Here is a 21,866-nt window from a genome sequence, read left to right on the forward strand (position 1 = left end):
GCTTGCATTGTATCTTGTATGCTCTTCTTTTCTTATGCATGTCATTGTTAGATGCAGGACTGCGCGTCATTAACAGTGTTATTAGGAGTTATTACCATGACTGATTCATCTACCTTTATTGCTGCATTAACTTCACAGAATTTACCCAATATAAATTGTCATATTAGAGTCAGTAATGAGCCATTAGGTATAGAAAAAAGCGTGAAAACGGGCACGGTACATTTGGTTGGTGCAGGTTCTGGCGATCCTGAACTACTCACGTTAAAAGCACTGCGAGTGATGCAAAAAGCAGATATCGTGCTCTATGATAGTTTGGTCTCAGAGGACATTTTAGATATGTGTGCGCTGACAGCAGAGAAGATATTCGTCGGTAAGCGCCGTGCCAATCACGCGCTACCACAAGAAGGTATCAATGAGCTACTGGTCAAACATGCGCTAGCAGGTAAAACGGTCGTTAGGCTCAAAGGGGGCGACCCCTTTATTTTTGGACGAGGTGGTGAAGAGCTGCAAGAAGTGGTGCGTCATGGTATTCATTTTGAATCTATTCCTGGTATTACCGCTGCTAGTGCGGCTGCAAGCAGAGCAGGTATTCCGTTGACACACCGTGATTATGCACAAGCCGTAAAGTTTGTGACAGCATGCAAAAAATCAGGTGCACCTAATAATGACTATGATGAACTTTTGGACAGTACGCAAACCGTCGTCTTTTATATGGGATTGAATCGACTAGATGAAATGACCCAAGGGTTAATTGCGGCAGGGCGCGACAGTAATACACCTTTTGCTGTAATCAGTCATGCCAGTTTACCAACTCAGCAGCTACTCATCGGTACGCTTGGTAATATCGCCGAGCAGCAAGCTGAGGCAAAATTACCAACACCGGCACTACTAATTATGGGTGATGTGGTTACTTTGTATCATGAGTTTGCAAGCTACAATCTTGGCGCTTTGGGTAAAAGTGCATGTGTTAACGTCGACAACGTTGTCACGAGTGTAGACCTAATAACCAATTTGGAAAGTATCACGTAGGGCAAATGAATGCTCACGTAAAGCGTCAATCAGCCCCAGCAATTTTGTAATATGTCAGCGCAAACTCTTAAATAGCGTATGACTACTACAAAATACTAAAACGCATGCAAAAAATAGACGATGTAATAAAAAAGGCACGATGCAAAGATCCATGGCTTCGGGGCAGTACAAGCTAGTTCAGTAGTCTGCTATGAGTAGTCTATTAATTGATTAATGAGCCTTTTTAGATGGTTCCGCTGGGATATATCCAAAACAGATCCTAATTTTCTCAACAATGAACAACCTGAGTTAGGAACGCTCCTGAATGGGTGCAATTACATATTCCTATTGCACCTTTTCCTCATAATGTGCATGGATACTTATTGCTTTAAATTCTTATTTTCTAATTCAGTTGCCAATAAAGAGGACGACCATAAACTTTAGCAAAATAATCAATTAATGCTCTAACATTTAGAGAGACATGACGAGTATGAGGATAAATAGCTGCGACATGTTGAGGGGTGGTTTTGACGGCCGTACTATAATTAGGCAGTAGTTTGATGAGCTCACCACTCTTTAAATGCTCACCGATGAGCCAATCTGGAAAAAGCACAATCCCCATACCTTTGAGTGCAGATACCAATAAAGATTCTGCATTATTGGACATCAATAAAGCGGGTGCTAAAAATGGCGTCCAATCCTCACTTTCTGTTCTAAAAAGCCAACGATTGGGTCCTGTTGAGCCTTTATATAGTAAACATTTATGATGTTTCAGATCTGCTGGCACTTGCAATTTACCATGCGTGCTTATGTACGATGGAGAGGCGGCAAGATGATAGGTTTGCTCGCCAAAAATACGCGCATGAAAGGCAGAATCATTTAAAGTACCAATTCTAAAAATAACGTCTGTTGCATAATGATGAGGATCAATAAAGTCATCCGTTAAACTCAAATCTATCTGTAATTTAGGATACTGAGCACTAAGCTGTGGCAGCCAAGGTGTGATATGTCGTTGTCCAAAAAATACGGGAGCGTTGATTCTAATTAAACCACCCGGTTCTAGTGTCCTGTCTTGAAGCTCCTGCTGTGCTGCACTCATGCTCTCGGTCATGGATTTTGCATAGCGCATGAATACGCGACCTGCCTCAGTAGGAGTAACAGCGCGTGTATTACGGTAAAAAAGCTGCTGTCCCAGTGAGTCCTCTAACTGTTTGATAATACGTGACACTTTAGAAGCCGAAACGCCTTCTTTTCGAGCCACTACAGAAAAACTCTGAGCGTCAAAAACCTCTATAAAAAATAATAGTGTTTGTATGTTGATGGTATCTACTGTACTCATTTGTGCAACTTATGCAAAGGTCATTTTCGTATTATAGCGTTTTTTAATGGGTATACATTGCTGTAAGCTGCAGCGTATTGCTCATTAAGGATTTTTTCATGCAAATTTTATTGATACTCATTGTTGTGTTAGGCGGCATGGGGTTGTCTGTTGAAGCAGGATTACTTGGGCCTTTAGGGAGTCAAGTAGGCGAGCTGTGGGCAACATTGAGCATTTTTGGTGTTGGCGCTGCTTTAACATTCTTTTTGATGCTGTTTTTTAGTCCACGGAATAGCCCTTCCTTTTTCTCACAGCCCCCTTTACTACTGGTTGGTGGTATTTTAGGGCCTGTTTATGTTGTGGTATTAACCGTGGTGACGCCTGTTATTGGCATTGCGCTGACGATGATTGGGATATTGGCTGGGCAAGTATTTCAGAGTTTAATCATAGATCATTATGGTTTATTCGAAACCATGGAACGAAAAATAGACAGCAAACGAATTATCGCTTTATTTTTCATAATTGCCGCACTTGTTTTTATGGCAAAAGGATAACCTAAATGATGCTTATTTTAATGATTTTATTAGCAATAATTGGCGGTGCGGCTTTAAGTATCCAGGCAGCATTAAATGGTCGCCTTGGCAGCAACGTTGGGGTGTTTAAAAGTGCCTTTTTAACCTTTTCTGTGGGTGCGGTTGTGACCGCTTTGCTTATTTTCTTTTTTGAGCCAAATCATACCATTACTTTGATGGATGTCCCTAAATGGCAACTGCTTGGTGCCTTATGCGGTGTGCCTTACATTGTCATTATGGTGGTTGCGGTCCAGCGTATTGGGACTGCTGTAGCAACGGTAGCGGTTATTTTCGGTCAGCTGAGTATGAGTGTATTAATTGATAACTTTGGTTGGTTAGGTAATGAGGCGATTAGCCTTTCAGGCAGTCGAATAGGTGCTTTGGTTTGTTTGGCAATTGCGCTTTATTTTATTTATGCTAGCAGCAAGACTGAGCCTAAATAGGCTCAGTAGTGAGCTATGTTGAAGAAATTGTAGAAACTAATATGGGAGGTTTTAATCAGACAGCTCAATCATAATGACACATGCTGTTGATTTTATAGTTATTAAGTTCATATCTAACACTAGCAGTTCGATGCTTGTATATGCATTGATCACGAATAGAATATGTATGGTAGATACACTGTGACTTTTCCAGTGTATCAAAACCTTAATATCATTAGCCTATAGCCTAGTGTTGAAAGCCTCATTAGGAGATCGAACCAGTGAAAGCGCCTGATTGGTTCGACATAAACATACTCAAAAGAGTGGGATCAACCAACCAACTGACTGAGTGAAAGGATAATTTAAATAATGTTTTTACATTTAGGTAGTTTTGCAGATGACATTACTGAATAAGAAAGGATAAAGCATATTAATTTTGATCATAGGAGTATTAGTAAATTGTAGAGCTGCTATGGAAAATTCCATAAATGGATCCAAGAAATTAATGACGAGTTTATTCGTCAAAAACTGGTGTGGTTGCAAGATAAAGTATTGGCGTTGATAGAGAGTAATTAGCAACGCAATGGTTCACTCTTATCTAAATCCAAAAGAAACTCAGTTTTTTAGACTCTGTTTTCGAGCCATTCTAACTTAAAGGATAATCACAACTCACTCTATCAAATATGTTGGACAGTGTCCTCAGTGAGTGGAATATCGAAAGATTAAGATTCAAGCCAACCACATTAATGGTAGCTTAACAAAGCTATTTAATTTTTTTTAAATCTGATTCGGCGTATGTCATCTCAACGATTTTAATCGGTACGGCAAATAACCACTTTGTGCCACTGGTGCAGAAAAAATTTCCATTATTATAGGATACAATACGAGCCGTAAAATCATTAGTATCTTGAGCTTCCATAGCCTCTTTATCGCTGGTGTCAGCCACGGCACACCATATCTCCTTGTCACCACGCGCTAACATTGCACAGGTTAAATCACTACCAGTTAATTTATTGCTCATACTAATGACTCCTTATTATTTTATTGGCTATGATCAGAAAACTATAAGAAGATTCAATAATAAAGTCTACTTTGATTATTACTAGTTGACCCTCTCTGAAAGGTTATTTTCAATGACAATCTCGTTAAAAAGTATGGCAGAGAATATAGCCCTACATAATACAAGGATCTGTTATACCTATATCATTAGTATGAAATATTTTTTTTGGATAAAAGGTAAAAAAATATGTATCGAATAATATTATATCAAAAAATAACATATGTCGAATAATATTCTATTAAGAGATAGTTTATCTAAAGACCGACCTCAGTTTGTGTGAGTGCAATTTTTTTGACAGGTACTGCATATTTCCATAAATCACCATTTTTACAAACAAAACGACCATTATTGAAAGATGCTATACAAAGTAAGCAGGGCTGGTCAGCTATAGCCTGATTATCGCTATTATTACTTACTGCACACAATACCTCTTTATTATTATGCTCTAATATTGCACGGGTTAAGTCACTACCAGATAATATATCACTCATATCTTAAACTCCATTTATTAGCCTTGGCTATTTAGTTTTAAACTATATTTTTTAGGCTCTCATAATATAAGGCATTGTTTGAAGAAATATACAGACCTATCTGTCTACTTTTAAAAATTAGCATTTCGCTCTGTATAAGTCAATTAAAATGGTTTGTATTTGAGAGGTCAGAATATAGTGGAAAACAAAGGCATTGAAAAGTGCTTAAATATTTTCTAATAAAGTAACGCCCGACTTTTCTTAAAGAGCTAGTACTCTACCTTTTTGATTCATCAGCCATGTTCAAAGCAGAAGCAGTCAAAAAGGTAGTAGATAACAAGATTATGCTAGATTCTTGTATTATCATTTTCAATATTGGACATTTTCGACCAAAAACTATCCCAATAATTACAATAATCAAGAGCAGCTTGCTTTAGGTCGGGCACAGAAGATAAATGTAATGAGTGAGTTAATAATAGCCACAGATCATTTTCATGAAGATCATCAGATGCACTCTTTGTGTCTTCTTCTGTCGTTCCGTGGACATAGTAATAACCATCCTTAATATCTACACCTAAATGTTCCACAGCATTTTTAAGAGCTGAGGAAAAGGCGATTACTTGCTGTTCAGCAACAGCCAATAATAATATTAGCATTGGGTAGCTCTCATAAGCGCTTTCTAGATAATTTCGTAGATTTTGGGACTCATCAGTATATTGATGATTCAGCTCATCTTGTGGACTAATACCTAGGTCTACCAATACTTTTTTATATAAGCAGAAATGAGCGTTAAGAGAGGTGATATTACCTTGCTTTCCTTGGGATAAACCAAACTCGTCTATGATATTCAAAGACAGTAAAAACCGAGATTGCATCTTTATAGAAGATACTATCTTTTCATCTAATTGTTTGGCTTGGAACTGAGCCATAAGTAAAGCGTCTGTGAATATCTCAACAATACTATGTTGGTACTCTAGATGTATAAATTGAACGTGAGGTAAAGAGAGCTCACCTTGATTAAGCTTTTCTATAATACTATGATTAAAAAGCTGATGTTGCTCTATCTTATTTTTGATAGACTCTACTTCTTTTGAGTTTCCTAGCCAGTCTTTATGAGATATGCTCTGGCGAAGTAAATGGGTTGTGTCTTGCCGTAATAGGTTATGATGAGAAAGATACAAACTACTAGCACTCCTGTTAATAAATGAAAAATCAGACTTGTCTGTATAATACCTGAATAAATATGAGATTCACATCTTAACCAGCTTTACCTGTAATTTATTTAGTTATGATATGATGATAGTATGTTTTATTTATCTAACTATAATTATATGTATATGAAAAAATTCAATTTTTATTGTAAATATAAAATTTAATAGGCTCTCTATGTCAGAAAAAAAACAAGACATATTAACTGCGGCAGGCAAACTATTTAATGAATATGGTTTTGTAAACGTAGGTGTGGACAAAATAATATCTGAATCTCAAGTTGCAAAAATGACATTTTATAAGTACTTCCCGTCTAAGAGTGATCTTATAGAAGCGTGCTTAATTGAGCGTGATAAACTAGTTAGAGATGGAGTTTTAAGATCAATAAATACAAGCAAGGAAGACGGTCTATCCGAACTAAAGTGTATATTTAATTGGTATAGTGCATGGTTTAAACAGGAAGAGTTTTTCGGCTGTATGTTTGTCAAAGCACTTGACGAACTGCTTCCTGACAGCTCTTTAGAACGAATAATATTTGAACATAAAAACTGGTTATTAGAAACAATAAAGTCTATTTTAAACAATATGGGTGTAAAAAACGAAGAGCTTATAGCAAGACAAATTAGATTGTTTTTAGATGGAGCAATCATTAATGAAAAGGTATTTAAGGATGATAATGCTATATCAGACGCATGGTTAGCTGTTTTAAAAATACTAGATTTATAATGATTATAAAAAATTTACTCTGCTAGTCAATGCGAGGGGATGAGCATAGAAGATATCGAGGCGTTACCAGCTATGTATGCAAACGCAGCCATGATTGCTAAAGATGCAGGCTTTGGTGGTGTTCAAATACATGCAGGACATGGGTTTCTTCTAAGTCAGTTTTTATCTCCATTGTTCAATCGACGCACCGATAGTTACGGTGGATCTATAGAAGGAAGATTCCGTGTCGTATATGAGGTGATATAAGCCGTTAGAGAGGCTGTGGGCGATGCATTTCCCATTGGTATTAAGATAAACTCAACCGATCAATTAGAAGGCGCCCTAACAGAAGAGGATGCTATGGAGATGATTGGTATCATTGATCAGACTTCTATCGATCTGATTGATATCAGCGGTGGTACTTATTTTCCAGGAGCGCCTGCAAGCTTAGACAGTAGCTCTGGTAGTGGGCCTTACTTCGTTAGTTTTGCACAACGTGCAAAGCAGATAACCACTATTCCTATTATGGCGACAGGCGGTTTTAAAACGCGTCAGCAAGCTGTTGATGCTATTGCAAGTGGCGCGGTCGATATGGTCAGTATAGGTCGTGGTATGGCATTAAATCCAAATCTAGCCAATGACTGGTTAAATATTGAAGGTGGTGACTCAAAGTTTCCAAGATTCGCTACCAACCCTCTAGGCGGCGTCACTGCTTGGTACTCCATGCGACTAACAGCATTAGCAGAAGATAATGAGGATGCCTTCGATTTAGATCTAGAATCTGCTATGAGTACTTATTATGCAAGAGATGAGGCTCGTTGTGATGAATGGCGTCAAGTATTTGGCGATGTTTAAACGATACGTATGACGAACCAATCAGGTGTTTTCGCCGGTTCGGTACCCTAGTGAGGACTTGAATATGGAGCTGTGGGCTAATAATATCAACGTTTTAACTCGCTGAAATAGTCACAGTGTACTTCGCGGTGTACTTAACATATATATTCTACTATTGATCAGTGCGTTATAAGTTATTGAGAATGGCTACTTAATAACAGTCTGATAGACTTAAAATACGCATTTATCCTATATTTAAGAATATTGAATGGTTCTTATTTCAATTACCATCCAAATGCTCAATTTGCCCCTTTTATCTCTTACATCCTTCTTGCCTTAGAGATAGCCGTTTGATTATTGGAACCAAATTTAATTGAGATATTAATCAAGGGGAACAATAAGCTATTAGGCATAGCTTCAAAAGAGCCTGATTAGACACCTTCTTATTGACTTGTAACATATGCATGTTAATCTGAGTGTTCTTTGGGGAGTAGCCTGCTTTCGTTTTGCGAAAGAGTTCGTGTCAACATGCTTGGCCATATGCCATGGTACGAACACCTCTCGGTTGGCGAGACCATCGATATATCCACACTGCAGGTCGAGAGTGTGCGTATGTCGTTGACTCTATACTCGGCCTGAGAAAATCACATGAACCCTATTGCACTTTTATTACTTGCTTTTTCTATGTCTACTGATGCTTTTTCTGTGGCTATTAGTAAAGGAGCAAGTCTTAAAAATCCCCGTTTTACCGAAGCGTTAAGAATGGGCGTCATCTTTGGCTCCATTGAAGCGATTACTCCTATCATTGGCTGGTTAATTGGCCGTTCTGCTACCTCTTTTATCGATGCCTCTTTTATTGAAGCATGGGACCATTGGGTCGCATTCGTCATTCTGGTAGGCTTAGGGCTGCACATGCTGTATGCAGGGCTAAAACCGGATAATGAAGAGCAAGAAGCCCCCTCAAGACATTCTTTTTTCAAACTTGCTGTTGCTGCTTTTGGTACTAGTATCGATGCGATGGCTGTCGGTATTAGTCTTGCATTTATAGAAGTTAATATTCTACTAGCAGCAGGCTTGATTGGGTTGGCCACGACCATCATGGTCACGCTTGGCGTGATGCTTGGAAAATTACTGGGATCACTCATCGGTCATAAAGCGGAAATGTTCGGTGGCTTAATGCTAGTCGCCATTGGTGGCTGGATTCTATCGAGCCATCTTTAATCGCAAAAACTTATACGTGACTTGATATCTTAGCCCTCTTTATTGTTTTCTTATCAGCTGCATCCATCAAGTCAGCCGCCTGAAAAGCGACTGGCTTAACGATTTTTTTACTTTGTTTGTAGCGTTTTCATTTGGGTATACCCTAGCGGAACCAGTGATTTCGTTCTTCAAACCTATTAACAGACCACTTATAACAGACTGGTATAATGGAACCACTTATAACAGACTATTTTAGGTGTCTATGTTTATTAGAGCGTATCTACGAGCGTCTACCAAAGAACAAGACGCTAAGCGTGCCAAAAGCGAACTCATAGTATTTGCCAAAGATCATGGCCACAAAGTTGCCGCCTTCTATGTCGAAAATGAATCAGGAGCTACCTTGGTACGACCCAAGCTCATTGGGATACGCTTAAAAGAATGCTATCAGAGAAAAAGCTATCTATCGTATCAAAAGAGCTGCCGACCTCATATATGGCACTTCAACCTGAAAGCAGCACTGAATTTATGAGCAGTGTATTGCAGGCCATTAACTCGATGATGCTGGATATGCTTGCAGCCAGTGCTCGAAAAGATTATGAGGATCGCCGTAACCGTCAAATGCAAGGTATTGCTCGAGCTAAGGCAGAAGGTAAGTATTCAGGACGTAGAAAAGATACCGAAAAGCGCAAGATCATTGCTAGTCTACTCAAATCAGGCCATAGCTATTCTGAGATACAAGGTATGACCAAGTACTCACGGCATCTGATTGCTGATGTAGCCAAGGAAAGACCGAAGATGCTCAGTACTCATTAAGTGATTCCAATATAGTAGTCTATTAATTGATTAATGAGCCTTTTTAGATGGTTGCGCTGGGATATACCTAAATAAAAATAAATAGAAACCTAAACTTTTTCAAAATGATAATCTCTCAAGTTAATATTTACGAACTTGACGGCAGAGTTCAGGTTAACAATGCAAGACGAACACCGATTTTTTTGAAGCCAATCAAACTAACAACTTCATTCAAGAAGGGCAGGTTATAAAGACAGCCTTTACTGAATAAAAACAATAAATGCCGATATACGTCGCCTGATAGAAGACCTTCTAGTTTATAGGGTTTCTCCGATCAGACTTGTATACCGGCTCTTAAGCTCTTTTTAATAGCCCAAGTTTGTCTAATCATCCCACTTAGGCGCCAGCCCATCAGGATCTACTTCTCTACCATTTCTTTCTAGCTGATCTATTTTAGCGATATCTGCATCGCTTAGCGCTAATTGTAATGCTTTTAGATTACTCGCTAGATTATCTCGCTTGGTCGAAGAGGGGATCACTGAATACCCTTTAGATAACGCCCATGCTAGAGTGACTTGCGCTGGTGTAGCATCATAGTTATTTGCAATTTCTGAGATAACTGGCTCTTTAAGCACCTTACCGTAAGCCAAGGTCATATACGATGTCACTTGAATGTCGTTAGCCTGCATAAATGCAACAAGCTTACGGTTTTGAAGATATGGGCTTAGCTCGATCTGGTTAGTCGCAATATTTTCTTTACCAACAGCATCCATAGCTTGCTGTAGCAAGTCGATATTAAAATTAGACACACCTATCTCTTTGGCTAGCCCTAATGTTTTGGCTTCTAGTAATTCGGACATATATTTTTTGAGATTAGTGTCGCTGCCAGGCCAATGGATTAAGACCAAATCAATATAATCAGTATTCAGCTTTTTCAGACTCTCTTTTAAGCTTGGAATTAGCCGCTCCGCGTTTATATTCTCAACCCAGATCTTGGTAGTAATAAATAGTTCATCTCGCGATATCTCAGCTTGACTGAGCACTTCTCCAATGTCAGCTTCGTTGGCATATATTTGTGCAGTGTCAATAACTCGGTAGCCAACCTCTAATGCGTTTCTGACTGAGTTTTTTACTACTTCACCTTCCAAACGGAATGTGCCGACGCCAAATGATGGTACTTTCATACTGTCTCCTTGAGTTTTTCTAACTATTTTTAGTTAGTCATACGAATGATGAGACAACTTTACGCGCCATTGCTTTTTCTGTAAAGTTAACAAAAATCAAATATAATTTGAGAAATGATCAATAATGAAAGCAACTCTTGATGAAATGAAAACCTTCATGGCAGTGATCGATAGCGGTTCAATAAGCGCAGCTGCCCAATTGTTATCCATCACAGTTTCCGCGGTGAGTCGATCTGTTTCACGGCTAGAATCAAAACTGGAAACAACCCTTATTAACCGTACCACTCGTAAACTTGATGTGACCAATGAGGGAGCGGTTTATCTCGAAAAAGTCCGACAAATACTTGAAGCAGTAGAAAGTGCCGAAGAACAGTTGCAATGTCAGAAGTACAAGCCCTCTGGGTTACTGAGAATTAACGCAGCGACGCCATTCTTACTGCACGTGCTCACTCCACATATTGCTAAATTTCAAAATCAGTATCCTGATGTTGAAATTATTCTGAGCTCAAGTGAAGATAATATTGATCTTTTAGGAACAAAAACTGACATCGCATTCCGCATTGGCGAACTACAAAATTCGACATTACGCGCTACTTTTATCGGTAGTAGTAGGATAAGGATTATCGCTAGCCCAGCATATCTTGCCGAGAATGGAACCCCAACTTCAATTGAACAACTACTCAATCACAAATTACTTGGTTTTAGTAAACATGACTCCCTTAGGGAATGGCCAATTATGGATGAAAAAAATAAGCTACTACGGATAATGAGTAGTCTCAAATCGGATAATGGAGAAACGATACGTTGTCTGGCACTTCATGGTGCAGGTATCGCCTGTTTGTCTGACTTCATGACTTACTCCGATAGAAAACAGGGCCGCCTTATCGAGGTGCTGAGCGAGCATTCACACAGTATTAAACAACCGGTTCATGCGGTTTATTATAAAAACGCCAGTACTTCAAGAAGAATTAGCTCATTTCTCGATTTTATAAAAAAGGAGATACTGGTAGAAGATTTAAACTTCATCTAGCTACTTCAACTATTTTGTACAAAACAGTTTTGTGGTTTTTCCGCTTTTTCTTGCTTTCTAAATCTCATAACATCCTAAGTACAGTATTAACAATGTCGTCATTGCTGAAGATACACATACTTAACATCAGGATTTATTATGCACAAAGATTTAAGCAATACCTTTACCATCGGAGTTGAACTTCCTTTAGACAACGATTGGACACGAGAAGGACAAGCAAAACGTTTGCACGAACATAAGCCCTTTGGTGTACCAGATATGAGCGCACATAAAGAACGTATCATGCTTGCTGATCAGTTAGGCTTCAAAGTTGCATGGGTTCGTGACGTACCATTATATGATCCTAATTTTGGAGATGCTGCTCAGCTTTATGAACCATTCTCATATCTGGGGTATTTGTCAGCTTGTACAAACAACATTTTGCTAGGTACAGCGGCAATTGTTCTTCCTTTGAGAGAACCCTGGCTTGTAAAAAAAGCGGCTGCCACTATTAACGAGCTTAGTAATAACCGATTAATTTTAGGCGTTGCTAGTGGTGATAGGCCAATTGAATATCCAGTCTTTAATATCGATTTTGATAAACGAGCACAATTATTCAGAGAGAGCATGGAGATATTAAAAGACGAAAATAATAATAAGTTGAGTGAAGGTCTACAACTTCTCCCTGAGTTTAAAGATATCCCAATATATGCAGCAGGTTTGGCTCAACAAACCCCTGACTGGATTGGCGCACATATGGATGGATGGCTTGCTTATCCCGGCACTACGGAGGATCACGAACATCGCGTCAAACTGTGGCGATCAGTGGCAGGAGATAAGCCTTACGTGAGCTTTATCCATCTCGATTTGGTCAACGACCCAGATGCACCAATCGTACGACATCGTTTCGGTTTACAAACGGGAGTGAAGGGGTTGATATCAGAGCTTGATCAGATGAAACAAGCAGGTGTTAACCATATCGGCTTGCACTTTCGACGAAATACACAACCTATCGAAGATTCACTAGAACAAATTGCCCGTGACGTACTTCCTCATTTTCAGTAGTAGCAAACCAATACCTAATAAAAATGCCGCCTTCATTACGAGGCGGCATTTTTAGTTCTAAGCATGATGGATAATATTAAGAAACTTTCACCACTGTTTTACGTTTTGTCTGTTCACTATGTTGAAGTGCTTGAGGTAAATGATCAAAGGAGAAAACCACAGGTTCATCGATTATCAGTTGATTGGAGTTAATGAGCTCCATTAGTAATTCACCGTCTTTCATCAAATCATTCCAGTCTTCATTGTCTCCGTAATCATGTAATGCCCCTAGCGCAATCTCATGATAGGAGATGGTACGGGTAAAAGGAGGGTCAAGCGGCTTATCAATGCGATCTTGGATAGAAATGACATGACCATTTGCCTTCAAATGCTTGACGAAATGACTGGCGCTGTCTTGGCCAACAGCATCAAAAAGGGCATAGTAGACATCGGTTACGTTTTTAGAGGATCTCAAGACGTGACGGACACCAAGCGCTTCGGACGCTTCCACTGAAAGGCTTTTGGAAAGAACATCGACATTAAAACCTTCTTTCGATAATAACTGAATGAGAATTTTGTTGACTGCACCAACTCCGACGATTAGGACATTGCGACCTGCCTTAACAGGTATTTTGCAAAAAGCTTGCCAGGCTGTCAGTATAGGACAAGGTAATGATCCTGCTAAAGCAGAGGACATATTTTTTGGCACCTTCATCACTCTTTCGGAGTTTAAAACGGTAAAGCGTGCAAAACTGCCTTGTTTTTTTAATGATTGATGAAAGGCAACTCTCTGGTCAAGTAAGCTTTCACTCACATCTTTGCCGACTTTTACAACTTTACCAACGCCATCGACTCCTGGCGTATGCCCATCTTTCCAGTTAAGCGGATTTGATTGAATGAATTTCCAATCAACAGGGTTTATACCTGCGATCTCGTTTTCAACCAAGATTTCGTTTGAATTGATTTCACAGTGACTGACGCTTGTTGCCAAAAGTGATTGTGTGGAAGTTTCATACGACCATGCGGATATGCTTTTCCTTTTCATAGTAACAGATGCCTATCATTAGTGAATTTACAGTCATATTAGGTGACGTTAAAACCACTATTGTATGTATGTTCTGGCTAAAAGACAGTGCGATAGGCACAAAACTCTTTTGCAAAAAATACAACAATAACATCAATTGAGAGTGAGTCTGGGTTGTATAAAATCAATAAAAGCCGAGATTCGCCGTGCAACAGAAGAAGACTTATAAAAAACGGCACTGATCTGCTCGCGGTCCGTATTAGTGAGCTTTCCTTGCTCTAAAACAGCAATAAGTCTACCTGCTGCAATATCTTCACTGATCATAAAGCCAGATAAACATGCAATGCCATTTCCAGTAAGGGCCAGTTGACGCACGGTTTCCCCACTGCTGGCGGTCATGTTCGGTTCAATATAATCAATGCCGGCTAGGGGCCAACGGTTTAATATTTTTGAACCTGTAAAACCAAGCAGGTCATGGCCAGATAAGTCGCTCACTTTTCTTGGCACACCTCTTGTAGCCAGATACTCAGGGGATGCCACCATATACAGTAAACTTTTTCCTAACGAGCGGGCGTGTAACGTGGAATCGTTTAATTTGCCGATACGAATCGCCAGATCGGTTCTTTTCTCTAATAGATCAACAAAACCTTCATTTGAGGTGATCTCTAGTTGAATATCAGGGAAGCTTTTTTTAAAAGAATGAATCAATGGCACAAGCTGATGCAATACAAAAGGGCTTGCCGCGTCAATACGCAGTTTGCCAGCCGGTAGCTCACCGCGAAAAACAAGCTCTTCTTCTGCTTGCTGAATCTTGGACAACCCCACGCGTACAGATTCAACGAACTGGCGCCCTTCATCTGTCAATTTGATTCGCCTTGTAGTGCGGTTCAAAATGGTGACACCCAGCTGTTTTTCGACTTTACTCACTGCGCGAGATACCTTAGCGACCTGGATATCTAAACTATCAGCAGCAGCGGAAAAGCCACCGCTGTCGATCACCATCAGTAAGATTTCTAAATCATCAGAACGAGTCAGCACGTTTTCTTCCTCCATTTAAAAATTTATTGTTGCAATACTAACAAAAGTAATTTGTTAGTAACACGGTTTTTTATAAGTTAAAAATCAATAATAATACGTCTAACAAATGAAAACACATACATTATTTATTTTTAAACCTGAAAAGGGGAGAATATTATGCCTTTAGCACTACTTGCATTGACGCTCAGCGCCTTTGCCATCGGAACAACCGAATTCGTCATTGTTGGATTGCTCCCAACAATGGCGATGGATCTAAACGTTTCATTGCCTTCTGCTGGACTGCTAGTCAGTCTTTATGCGTTGGGTGTTGCCATTGGCGCACCGGTATTAACCGCATTGACAGGAAGATGGAATAGAAAGCACGTTTTACTGGCAGTTATGACACTTTTTGTTGCCGGCAACCTATTGGCATGGCAAGCACCAGGTTATGAAACGCTGATTGCTGCTCGTATATTAACCGGTTTGGCTCATGGGGTGTTCTTCTCAATAGGCACCACTATCGCGACAGGTTTAGTCTCAAAAGAAAAGGCTGCGAGTGCGATTGCCATCATGTTTACAGGTCTAACCGTTGCACTTGTGACAGGGGTTCCACTAGGGACTTATATTGGCCAAACGTTCGGTTGGCAGTCAACCTTTTTAGTCGTAGCACTGTTAGGCTTAATTGCACTTATCGGTAGCGCATTTTTAGTGCCAAATAACTTAAAGCAGGCAGCAGCGACTAAGATTTCAACGCAGTTGAAAGTACTCTCGGAGCCTCGCTTATTATTGGTGTACGCAATTACAGCAATTGGTTACGGCGGATCATTCATTGCATTTACTTACTTAGCACCTATTCTGGAAGAGATTTCTGGTTTCGATTCAAGCGCTATCGGTCTAATTATGCTGGTTTACGGAGTATCTGTTGCGATAGGTAATATCTGGGGCGGAAAAATGGCAGATAAAATGGGGCCAATTAAAGCGCTAAGTATTATTTTTACAGGTCTTGCTGCGGTGCTACTGGTGTTCAACTTTACTGCAGTTAACCCTATTGCAGCGGTAGCGACTATCTTAGTTTGGGGTGCCTTTGCATTCGGTAATGTCCCAGGTCTACAAGTTTATGTCGTAAAACTGGCTGAAAAATATACACCTGATGCCATTGATGTTGCATCAGGCCTGAATATTGCTGCATTTAACGTTGGGATTGCATTGGGAGCCTGGGGCGGCGGCTTAATTGTTGAAAACGTAGGACTCATGAATACACCTTGGATTGGTGCGATTGTAGTATTAATTGCTCTTGTATTGACTCGCTTTAGCGGTGCATTAGACAAGAAAGCACAACAACAAGCACCGATGACGCAAACGTCTTAATTCTTAGTAGAATCTAACCGCATTATCAAAAGAAGCGATAAGAGTAAAAATATCGCTTCTTTTTTTCGCGTTTTTTTCATATTTTAATAGAGAGATAACAATGGCAACTGTTTTTATTACCGGTGCAAACCGTGGATTAGGTCTTGAATTCGTAAAGCAATATGCGCAGCAAGGTCACAATGTCATTGCCTGTGCTCGTAACTTTTCGCAGGCAACAGAACTATCTCAGTTAGCGACACTTCATACCAACATTCAACTTCATGAACTGAATGTGATGGATGAAGATCAGATCACTGAGTTAACAACCGTATTTAAAGATCGACCGATAGATGTGCTTATTCATAACGCTGGCGTGGGTGGGTTTCAGTGTGAATCTTTAGGTGCTATGGATCAAAAGGGATGGCTAGACGTATTAACCGTTAACACCGTTTCCCCAATGTTAATTACCCAAGCGCTATTAGCAAATATTCTTGCAGGCAAAGCGAAAACCATTATTGGACTTACCTCAATTCTGGCCAGTATCGATGATAATAAATCTGGTGGCCGCTATAGTTATCGCGCATCTAAAGCTGCCCTAAATCAAGTCATCAAATCGCTTGCCTGTGAGCTCTCGAAAGATGGCGTAAAAGCAGCAGTTATACACCCCGGTTGGGTAAAAACAGAAATGGGCGGAGTCGATGGCAAAATAACGCCAGCGCAAAGCATTACCGGCATGATTGATGTGATTGAAAATCTGCAAATAAAACATTCTGGTTCTTTCTTTGTCTACGATGGAACGCAGCTACCGTGGTAATTGCTGTAGCTAGATTAAGGTAGTAACGTTTTATAAGAGCTCTTAGGGTAAATGGATTTGAAACAAAAAACTTAATTCGCAATAGGTAATTTCTCGTCTGTAATCAGCATCATATGCACAAAAAACCGTAGTAGGGGCGTGTATTGCCATTTATTCGTCCGTTCTCTATGGTCTTGACTAGCAATACCGATATGGAAAGCATTTTTTGAATCATTAGATTGTTGCCTAATGTCTTGATAGTCAGTAGATGACATAGTTTTCATCAATAAAGCTTCGTTGCTATTCACCAGCCAATGTTTTAGAGGCAGCAGTTTCTTAGCAATATCAATGAAACGTTGCAACTCTTTCTCATCTCCTTTTCTAAATGGTAGGTATGCTCTGCTACTAGACAGTTTTTGACTACATATCTCAATAAACCAAGTCCAGTCAGCCTCTGACTTTTCTCGTAGACGATAGGCATTACTTAACAAAGGTGACAGCAATCTTAAATCACTTTGGTATTGAATGTTCAGTGGACTTAAGACAGTAGTTTCTGAGTCTATGAGCTTTACAAAACGAGGTTTACCGTGTTTGGTAGTGATAGCGGCAACCTCGCTCGCACGTTCTATTAGAACCTTTGCATCGTCAATGGAAATATTTGCTAACTGGGCTGCTTTACTTAAAGGTGTCTTTTTATCATAGGTCTGTAGTAGCAGCTGTACTCGGTTTAGACCATAACGACCAAACAATTCATCAGTGGCTGGCGTATTGGTACTCAAGAGAAGTTGCTTATCACGGCTTTCAATCGTGAATTTCGGTGACTTGCGTTTGCCTTCTATGATATTTTTAAATAACAGCTTACGTATACTAGGCATATTGATCATACCGTTATTAGCATTATCATTGATCTTTCTTTCGCTAATCTTAGTAGATTTGCTAAGGTTAAGTAGTGTGTGTTTAGGCAGTTTTATATTAGAGACGCTTAACGCATAAGTAGCCATCAGAGTAGCAAAGTGATTGTAATACTCAAAGCTACGCTCAGGCGATAAGTGCCCCATAATACCTGATAGAGCGTACCAGCGATCTTGTGCATCTGTAGGCTCTCCGAGTAGGCCTTCTTTTATACGCAGTACGTCGCTTTCGTCATAATCGGTGAGAGCTTCTACGAGATCCAAATGGCCTACTAGCGCTAAAGATAGGTTGCTCACTGCCGTATGCCTAAACCCATGAAAGGTATGCTCTGCTACATTATCATCTACCGATATATCTTTTAAGACTCGTTTGAGTAACTGCAACGGAACATGGTCATCAATAGGGCGCTGATCTGATGATAAGGTAAAGATAAATTTGTTTGAACTGTCGCCAATATTACTCTGCACAAAGTTAATAAAAAAATTCAGCTCATTAGGTTTGAGGAGGGCAAATAAGGGAACGCGGCGAACGCTACTCTGAGTCTTAGTTGGACGATAGCTATTGGGCCTTATTACCACTGATGGTACAGCTGTTTTTAAGCCTTCGATGTCATTATACTTAAGTCCCAACAGTTCTTTTTTGCGCATGCCAGTACGATAGACTAAGATAAATAGAAGCGCGAACATCTCCTGCTCCAATATATCTACAGAACCCAGTATCTGCGTAATAATGGCGTGATATGCTTGCGGTGATATCAGCTCCGCACGTACACGTCGGCCATTTTTGGACTGTTGGAAGTTCACGGAGGGTAGGTTGTATTTGCTCTTGGCAAAGTTGTGCATACTCTTCAATAAATTGGCAGAGTATCCAATGTCAGTATTGTTCCGTACGACAGCTTTGTACTCTAAAATATCTTCATAAAGTTCCTCAAACTCTTCCTCTGACCAAATATCAAGCGGCTGAGCCGTTGTGAAATACAACCACTCATAGCCTATGGTTCTAATATATTTCAAAATAGACTCATTACTAAGTGATTTTGACTCTTTTCGATTGAGTAAACTTAGCACCCAATCTAATAAAATTTTTTCACTTAAGTCATCGTATTGCTCATAGCGTTTTTGTACTCTTTCGATAAGGGTATACGTCGTTTGACTGAGTTTTTTCTTCTTCTGTTTTTTATCCATTTTGAAGTCTTTAGTCAGATTCATAATTAAATCAGACTTTCTAACCTCTATCTTTTTGGTAGAACTACTACTAGATGTCTCGCTTTGATTAACAGAGTTTTTGCTGATAGACAGCGTTAAAATATGTTCTAGATCATACGGCTCCTCTTTATACTGATATTTTTGGTTCAAAAACCGACCAAAGTCCTGCGTGCTCAGTCCAGCCGTGTTATGCATACCTCGCAGCACCCCAACTGAAGCATGATCAATATCAGCGCCCTCCAGCTCCTCCCAGTAATAACTGGCGTAATATAAAAACCTTGAAAAGGGAAGTGGCTTAATACCCAAAGGCTTGATTACGTCAGATAAAGCCACGGTCAAATATTGTTTTATCTTATCTTCTGACAGCTTGGCAATGATAGGTGTGGTCTCTGCTTGACTGCTGCTTTTATGGTAATGCATCAGCCAACACTGACTGACCATATCTACAACGATTTGCTTGGTGTTATAAAGCTGGTCACTTTCTTCTTCTCGCTCGTTACCAAAGCGCTTTTGCACAAAACGCGGTGAGATTACTATCCTTTCTTTGATGAATGGCTGATACTCTTTGGTGAGCAATGAGATAAGCCACCCTTGAAGCATTTGTACCTCGTTGATGCCACCATATACAATTCCTGAGAATATCAGCCAGCCTATAATCTGATCTTGGCTATAATCGGCTGTTTGCTCCCAATTATGCTCTACTGCGCGAATAATTTTGATCAGTGCTTTACCGTCTTTTAACCAAGCTGTATTTATAATTAGTGGATTGATTTTAGTAGGTTGTGGCGAAATTATCTTAGGATAGTGATGCTCAGCAAGCATATAGTGCTTATTTTGATAGTCAACGAACTTAACGACGATTTGCCAGACATGTTTGAGTGTTCTAGATGACTCGTAAGCTTTTGCAATTTTGCTTTCAATGATTGACTGAAACTCATCAAATCCCTCTTGAGACAATGGTTTCAATTGCTTATAAAGCGCTCCCTGAAACTGGCTTAAAGATTGACTCCAAGATAGCCATGACAAATCAAAATAATCGCTAGAGCTTGGCAAAAATGAAAAGATGCGCTCATCGGGCCAAAGCGCTTGTTGGTAATATTTATCAAAAGACTTTATGAATCCGATACTTCCAGGATGAATCCTTTTCAACGACTCCCATTCGGTTTGTAAATCGGAGAGTAGGTGTATCTCACGTGTCCTTACCGTGTCACTGTCTTTGAGTATAGATGGGTAAGGCACGTAGCGCTTTTTTCTACCATCAAACTTTGCTAAGTCATCAATAATTTTTGGCAGCTGTATTTCATTTATTAGCATGGTCAACCTCTGCAGTGTTTGTGCCAACATGATTTGAATTAGGGTAATGGTTGATTGTGATATCTGATAACCCAAGCTGTGCTGCGATCTGTTCAAACACGGACGCCACACGCTTAATATCTGCTTTACTACTTGATGAGAAGCGCCCCAATACTTCTTGACGAGCTTTCTCATGACCAATAACCGTGTTAATCAGCGATAAGGAAACGCCAAGCTTTTCAAGCTGCGTACGAACAAAGTGGCGTGTCCAGTAGGGATTGGCGTCAATGATGTGCTTGGTCATATGATAAGCATCGCCACGCTTAATGTCTTTAAGAGTAGGGGAGTTAGCAGTAGGAGCTCGCTCATAAAACAGCTTTAATAGTGCTTCATCATTACCTAAACGGATATTATCAATGATAGCGCTGACTTCATGATGACCTTGGTGTTTTGCCTGATAATTAATCAAATACGCTCTATAGTCTGTTAGATGGCGTATAAGTGTAGGGCATAGTGGAATGAGACGATCACTCTTAACTTTCTTAACTGGCTTGTCATTGATGAGCAGCCAACCCATATCAAGATCGATATCGTACATCTTGCCAAGACCATTATTTGGTCGCACGCCCGTTAAAAGGCAAAAGACAAACCATACAAAAATACTGGTTCTATTAAAGTGCTCCTCATCGTTTGAACTTTGATCAGTCCAGTACTTTATCTCATTTACGATGTCGCAAACTGTTTCAATCTTTAGCGAAAACCTTGACCCTACTGTATATTTGCGCCAAGCGGTGATATAAGTCAGGTCAAAATTGCTATTGCTATTAAATATGTTCAGTGCTGATTTATAGTGAGCCATAAGTGCTTCGCTAGTGTGGCTACTATAGTACATTGCAGGAGCATGGGACGCAGGCGTGCGACAGATGATATCGGCGATATGTGCATGACAATCAGGTGTATAACGAGAGAGCACGACATGTAGTGCAGTCTCTATACGATTGACGGACAGGTACGGCAATCCAAGGCTGCTACGTAAGGTGGCAAGATAAGCCGTAAAATCTTCTTTTAATGGCAACTCGCAAGCAAATAAATCATCTATCAGCCACACCGGCAGTGGAACTTTGATGGTATCAGAAGTATTTTCATAATCATTTTCGAGCAATGTTTGGCTTGTGGACTTTTCGGTAATACCTAAGCTGTGTTCGATGTAATACTTTTTACCTTTAATTTTGAAAATATCAGGATGACCGATATAGCCGGGTATTAGTAAGGATTTAACTGGCAGTCCAGTAATCATAGATAACAGTAAAATACCCGCACAGGTTTTATCAGTCTCTGTTTCTGGTAAGGTGCTGGCGTCTTGGTTGAGCGCAGCAAATAACGCTTGATAGCCGGCAAGGGAGAGTAAGCGCGTGTTAGAGTTAAGCGCAAGATTGCGCTGAGACATG

Annotated in this window: 18 protein-coding genes, 2 pseudogenes and 1 riboswitch; of the genes and pseudogenes, 11 read left to right on the forward strand and 9 right to left on the reverse strand. The window is 39.9% G+C overall.

All coding sequences use genetic code 11. The features are described from left to right. Positions 1-96 precede the first annotated feature (96 nt). Positions 97-1,029 (forward strand): uroporphyrinogen-III C-methyltransferase, encoded by a 933-nt coding sequence (gene cobA / locus IP510_RS05775; protein WP_194363831.1) that lies wholly within the window; start codon positions 97-99, stop codon positions 1,027-1,029. A 382-nt stretch (positions 1,030-1,411) separates the two neighbouring features. Here the strand turns inward: cobA and IP510_RS05780 are convergent, their stop codons facing one another. Further along, positions 1,412-2,347 carry a LysR family transcriptional regulator gene (locus tag IP510_RS05780; protein WP_194363832.1) on the reverse strand — a complete coding sequence of 312 codons (936 nt, stop codon included), beginning with the start codon at positions 2,345-2,347 and terminating at the stop codon, positions 1,412-1,414. A 98-nt stretch (positions 2,348-2,445) separates the two neighbouring features. Between IP510_RS05780 and IP510_RS05785 the strand changes: the two genes are divergently transcribed. Both IP510_RS05785 and IP510_RS05790 read left to right on the forward strand, forming a co-directional pair. Beyond that, the gene (locus IP510_RS05785; protein WP_194363833.1) at positions 2,446-2,880 is read left to right on the forward strand and encodes a DMT family transporter; all 435 of its coding nucleotides are present in this window, start codon (positions 2,446-2,448) and stop codon (positions 2,878-2,880) included. Positions 2,881-2,888: 8 nt separating this feature from the next. Then, positions 2,889-3,341, forward strand: a complete 453-nt coding sequence (locus IP510_RS05790; protein ID WP_194364153.1) for a DMT family transporter — start codon at positions 2,889-2,891, stop codon at positions 3,339-3,341. A 742-nt stretch (positions 3,342-4,083) separates the two neighbouring features. Here the strand turns inward: IP510_RS05790 and IP510_RS05795 are convergent. From IP510_RS05795 to IP510_RS05805, 3 genes are all read right to left on the reverse strand, one after another. Further along, a complete protein-coding gene (locus IP510_RS05795) occupies positions 4,084-4,341 on the reverse strand; it encodes a hypothetical protein (protein WP_194363834.1) in 258 nt (85 codons plus the stop codon). 293 nt (positions 4,342-4,634) lie between these two features. Beyond that, positions 4,635-4,871, reverse strand: coding sequence for a hypothetical protein (locus IP510_RS05800; protein ID WP_194363835.1), 237 nt, complete (start codon positions 4,869-4,871; stop codon positions 4,635-4,637). Between the two features lie 326 nt (positions 4,872-5,197). Next, entirely contained in the window at positions 5,198-6,031 is an 834-nt protein-coding gene (locus IP510_RS05805) for a hypothetical protein (protein WP_194363836.1), read from the reverse strand. Between the two features lie 205 nt (positions 6,032-6,236). Here IP510_RS05805 and IP510_RS05810 point away from each other — a divergent pair, with 205 nt between their 5' ends. The 4 genes and pseudogenes from IP510_RS05810 to IP510_RS13890 all read left to right on the forward strand — a co-directional run bounded on the left by IP510_RS05810 (position 6,237) and on the right by IP510_RS13890 (position 9,611). Beyond that, on the forward strand, positions 6,237-6,785 hold the full coding sequence (locus IP510_RS05810) for a TetR/AcrR family transcriptional regulator (protein ID WP_194363837.1): 549 nt from the start codon (positions 6,237-6,239) through the stop codon (positions 6,783-6,785). Between the two features lie 12 nt (positions 6,786-6,797). Beyond that, positions 6,798-7,619: pseudogene (locus IP510_RS05815) on the forward strand (tRNA-dihydrouridine synthase). A 452-nt stretch (positions 7,620-8,071) separates the two neighbouring features. Next, positions 8,072-8,239: riboswitch (yybP-ykoY riboswitch) on the forward strand. Positions 8,240-8,246: 7 nt separating this feature from the next. Beyond that, positions 8,247-8,819: a manganese efflux pump MntP family protein gene (locus tag IP510_RS05820; RefSeq protein ID WP_194363838.1), complete on the forward strand. Its 573-nt coding sequence runs from the start codon at positions 8,247-8,249 to the stop codon at positions 8,817-8,819. A gap of 241 nt (positions 8,820-9,060) precedes the next feature. After that, a pseudogene (locus tag IP510_RS13890) lies at positions 9,061-9,611 on the forward strand (recombinase family protein). Positions 9,612-9,973: 362 nt separating this feature from the next. On the opposite strand, the gene dkgB reads toward IP510_RS13890, so the two are convergent. Beyond that, on the reverse strand, positions 9,974-10,774 hold the full coding sequence (dkgB, locus tag IP510_RS05830; protein ID WP_194363839.1) for a 2,5-didehydrogluconate reductase DkgB: 801 nt from the start codon (positions 10,772-10,774) through the stop codon (positions 9,974-9,976). Positions 10,775-10,898: 124 nt separating this feature from the next. On the opposite strand from dkgB, the gene IP510_RS05835 reads away from it, so the two are divergent. Beyond that, entirely contained in the window at positions 10,899-11,804 is a 906-nt protein-coding gene (locus IP510_RS05835; protein ID WP_194363840.1) for a LysR family transcriptional regulator, read from the forward strand. A 138-nt stretch (positions 11,805-11,942) separates the two neighbouring features. Then, positions 11,943-12,848 carry a TIGR03571 family LLM class oxidoreductase gene (locus IP510_RS05840; protein ID WP_194363841.1) on the forward strand — a complete coding sequence of 302 codons (906 nt, stop codon included), beginning with the start codon at positions 11,943-11,945 and terminating at the stop codon, positions 12,846-12,848. A 76-nt stretch (positions 12,849-12,924) separates the two neighbouring features. Here the strand turns inward: IP510_RS05840 and IP510_RS05845 are convergent, their stop codons facing one another. Together IP510_RS05845 and IP510_RS05850 are read right to left on the reverse strand one after the other, a co-directional pair. Next, entirely contained in the window at positions 12,925-13,872 is a 948-nt protein-coding gene (locus IP510_RS05845) for an alcohol dehydrogenase catalytic domain-containing protein (protein WP_194363842.1), read from the reverse strand. A 132-nt stretch (positions 13,873-14,004) separates the two neighbouring features. After that, positions 14,005-14,889 (reverse strand): LysR family transcriptional regulator, encoded by an 885-nt coding sequence (locus IP510_RS05850; protein ID WP_194363843.1) that lies wholly within the window; start codon positions 14,887-14,889, stop codon positions 14,005-14,007. Positions 14,890-15,045: 156 nt separating this feature from the next. Here IP510_RS05850 and IP510_RS05855 point away from each other — a divergent pair, with 156 nt between their 5' ends. Together IP510_RS05855 and IP510_RS05860 are read left to right on the forward strand one after the other, a co-directional pair. Continuing rightward, positions 15,046-16,236: an MFS transporter gene (locus tag IP510_RS05855; RefSeq protein WP_194363844.1), complete on the forward strand. Its 1,191-nt coding sequence runs from the start codon at positions 15,046-15,048 to the stop codon at positions 16,234-16,236. Positions 16,237-16,336: 100 nt separating this feature from the next. Beyond that, entirely contained in the window at positions 16,337-17,029 is a 693-nt protein-coding gene (locus IP510_RS05860) for an SDR family oxidoreductase (protein WP_194363845.1), read from the forward strand. Between the two features lie 71 nt (positions 17,030-17,100). Here IP510_RS05860 and IP510_RS05865 read toward each other — a convergent pair whose 3' ends face one another. Continuing rightward, entirely contained in the window at positions 17,101-20,439 is a 3,339-nt protein-coding gene (locus IP510_RS05865; protein WP_194363846.1) for a tyrosine-type recombinase/integrase, read from the reverse strand. Then, positions 20,426-21,865: a hypothetical protein gene (locus tag IP510_RS05870; protein WP_194363847.1), complete on the reverse strand. Its 1,440-nt coding sequence runs from the start codon at positions 21,863-21,865 to the stop codon at positions 20,426-20,428. Before IP510_RS05870 ends, IP510_RS05865 begins: the two co-directional genes overlap by 14 nt. Between the last annotated feature and the right edge of the window lies 1 nt (position 21,866).

Source organism: Psychrobacter sp. NG254 (genome assembly GCF_015277735.1).
Classification (GTDB): Bacteria; Pseudomonadota; Gammaproteobacteria; order Pseudomonadales; family Moraxellaceae; genus Psychrobacter.

Excerpts from the sequence above, each read along its gene's own strand:
- cobA (WP_194363831.1), top strand. The coding sequence starts at position 97 with ATGACTGATTCATCTACCTTTATTGCTGCATTAACTTCACAGAATTTA.
- IP510_RS05780 (WP_194363832.1), bottom strand. The coding sequence starts at position 2,347 with ATGAGTACAGTAGATACCATCAACATACAAACACTATTATTTTTTATA.
- IP510_RS05785 (WP_194363833.1), top strand. The coding sequence starts at position 2,446 with ATGCAAATTTTATTGATACTCATTGTTGTGTTAGGCGGCATGGGGTTG.
- IP510_RS05790 (WP_194364153.1), top strand. The coding sequence starts at position 2,889 with ATGCTTATTTTAATGATTTTATTAGCAATAATTGGCGGTGCGGCTTTA.
- IP510_RS05795 (WP_194363834.1), bottom strand. The coding sequence starts at position 4,341 with ATGAGCAATAAATTAACTGGTAGTGATTTAACCTGTGCAATGTTAGCG.
- IP510_RS05800 (WP_194363835.1), bottom strand. The coding sequence starts at position 4,871 with ATGAGTGATATATTATCTGGTAGTGACTTAACCCGTGCAATATTAGAG.
- IP510_RS05810 (WP_194363837.1), top strand. The coding sequence starts at position 6,237 with ATGTCAGAAAAAAAACAAGACATATTAACTGCGGCAGGCAAACTATTT.
- IP510_RS05820 (WP_194363838.1), top strand. The coding sequence starts at position 8,247 with ATGAACCCTATTGCACTTTTATTACTTGCTTTTTCTATGTCTACTGAT.
- dkgB (WP_194363839.1), bottom strand. The coding sequence starts at position 10,774 with ATGAAAGTACCATCATTTGGCGTCGGCACATTCCGTTTGGAAGGTGAA.
- IP510_RS05835 (WP_194363840.1), top strand. The coding sequence starts at position 10,899 with ATGAAAGCAACTCTTGATGAAATGAAAACCTTCATGGCAGTGATCGAT.
- IP510_RS05840 (WP_194363841.1), top strand. The coding sequence starts at position 11,943 with ATGCACAAAGATTTAAGCAATACCTTTACCATCGGAGTTGAACTTCCT.
- IP510_RS05845 (WP_194363842.1), bottom strand. The coding sequence starts at position 13,872 with ATGAAAAGGAAAAGCATATCCGCATGGTCGTATGAAACTTCCACACAA.
- IP510_RS05855 (WP_194363844.1), top strand. The coding sequence starts at position 15,046 with ATGCCTTTAGCACTACTTGCATTGACGCTCAGCGCCTTTGCCATCGGA.
- IP510_RS05860 (WP_194363845.1), top strand. The coding sequence starts at position 16,337 with ATGGCAACTGTTTTTATTACCGGTGCAAACCGTGGATTAGGTCTTGAA.
- IP510_RS05865 (WP_194363846.1), bottom strand. The coding sequence starts at position 20,439 with ATGCTAATAAATGAAATACAGCTGCCAAAAATTATTGATGACTTAGCA.
- IP510_RS05870 (WP_194363847.1), bottom strand. The coding sequence starts at position 21,865 with ATGTCTCAGCGCAATCTTGCGCTTAACTCTAACACGCGCTTACTCTCC.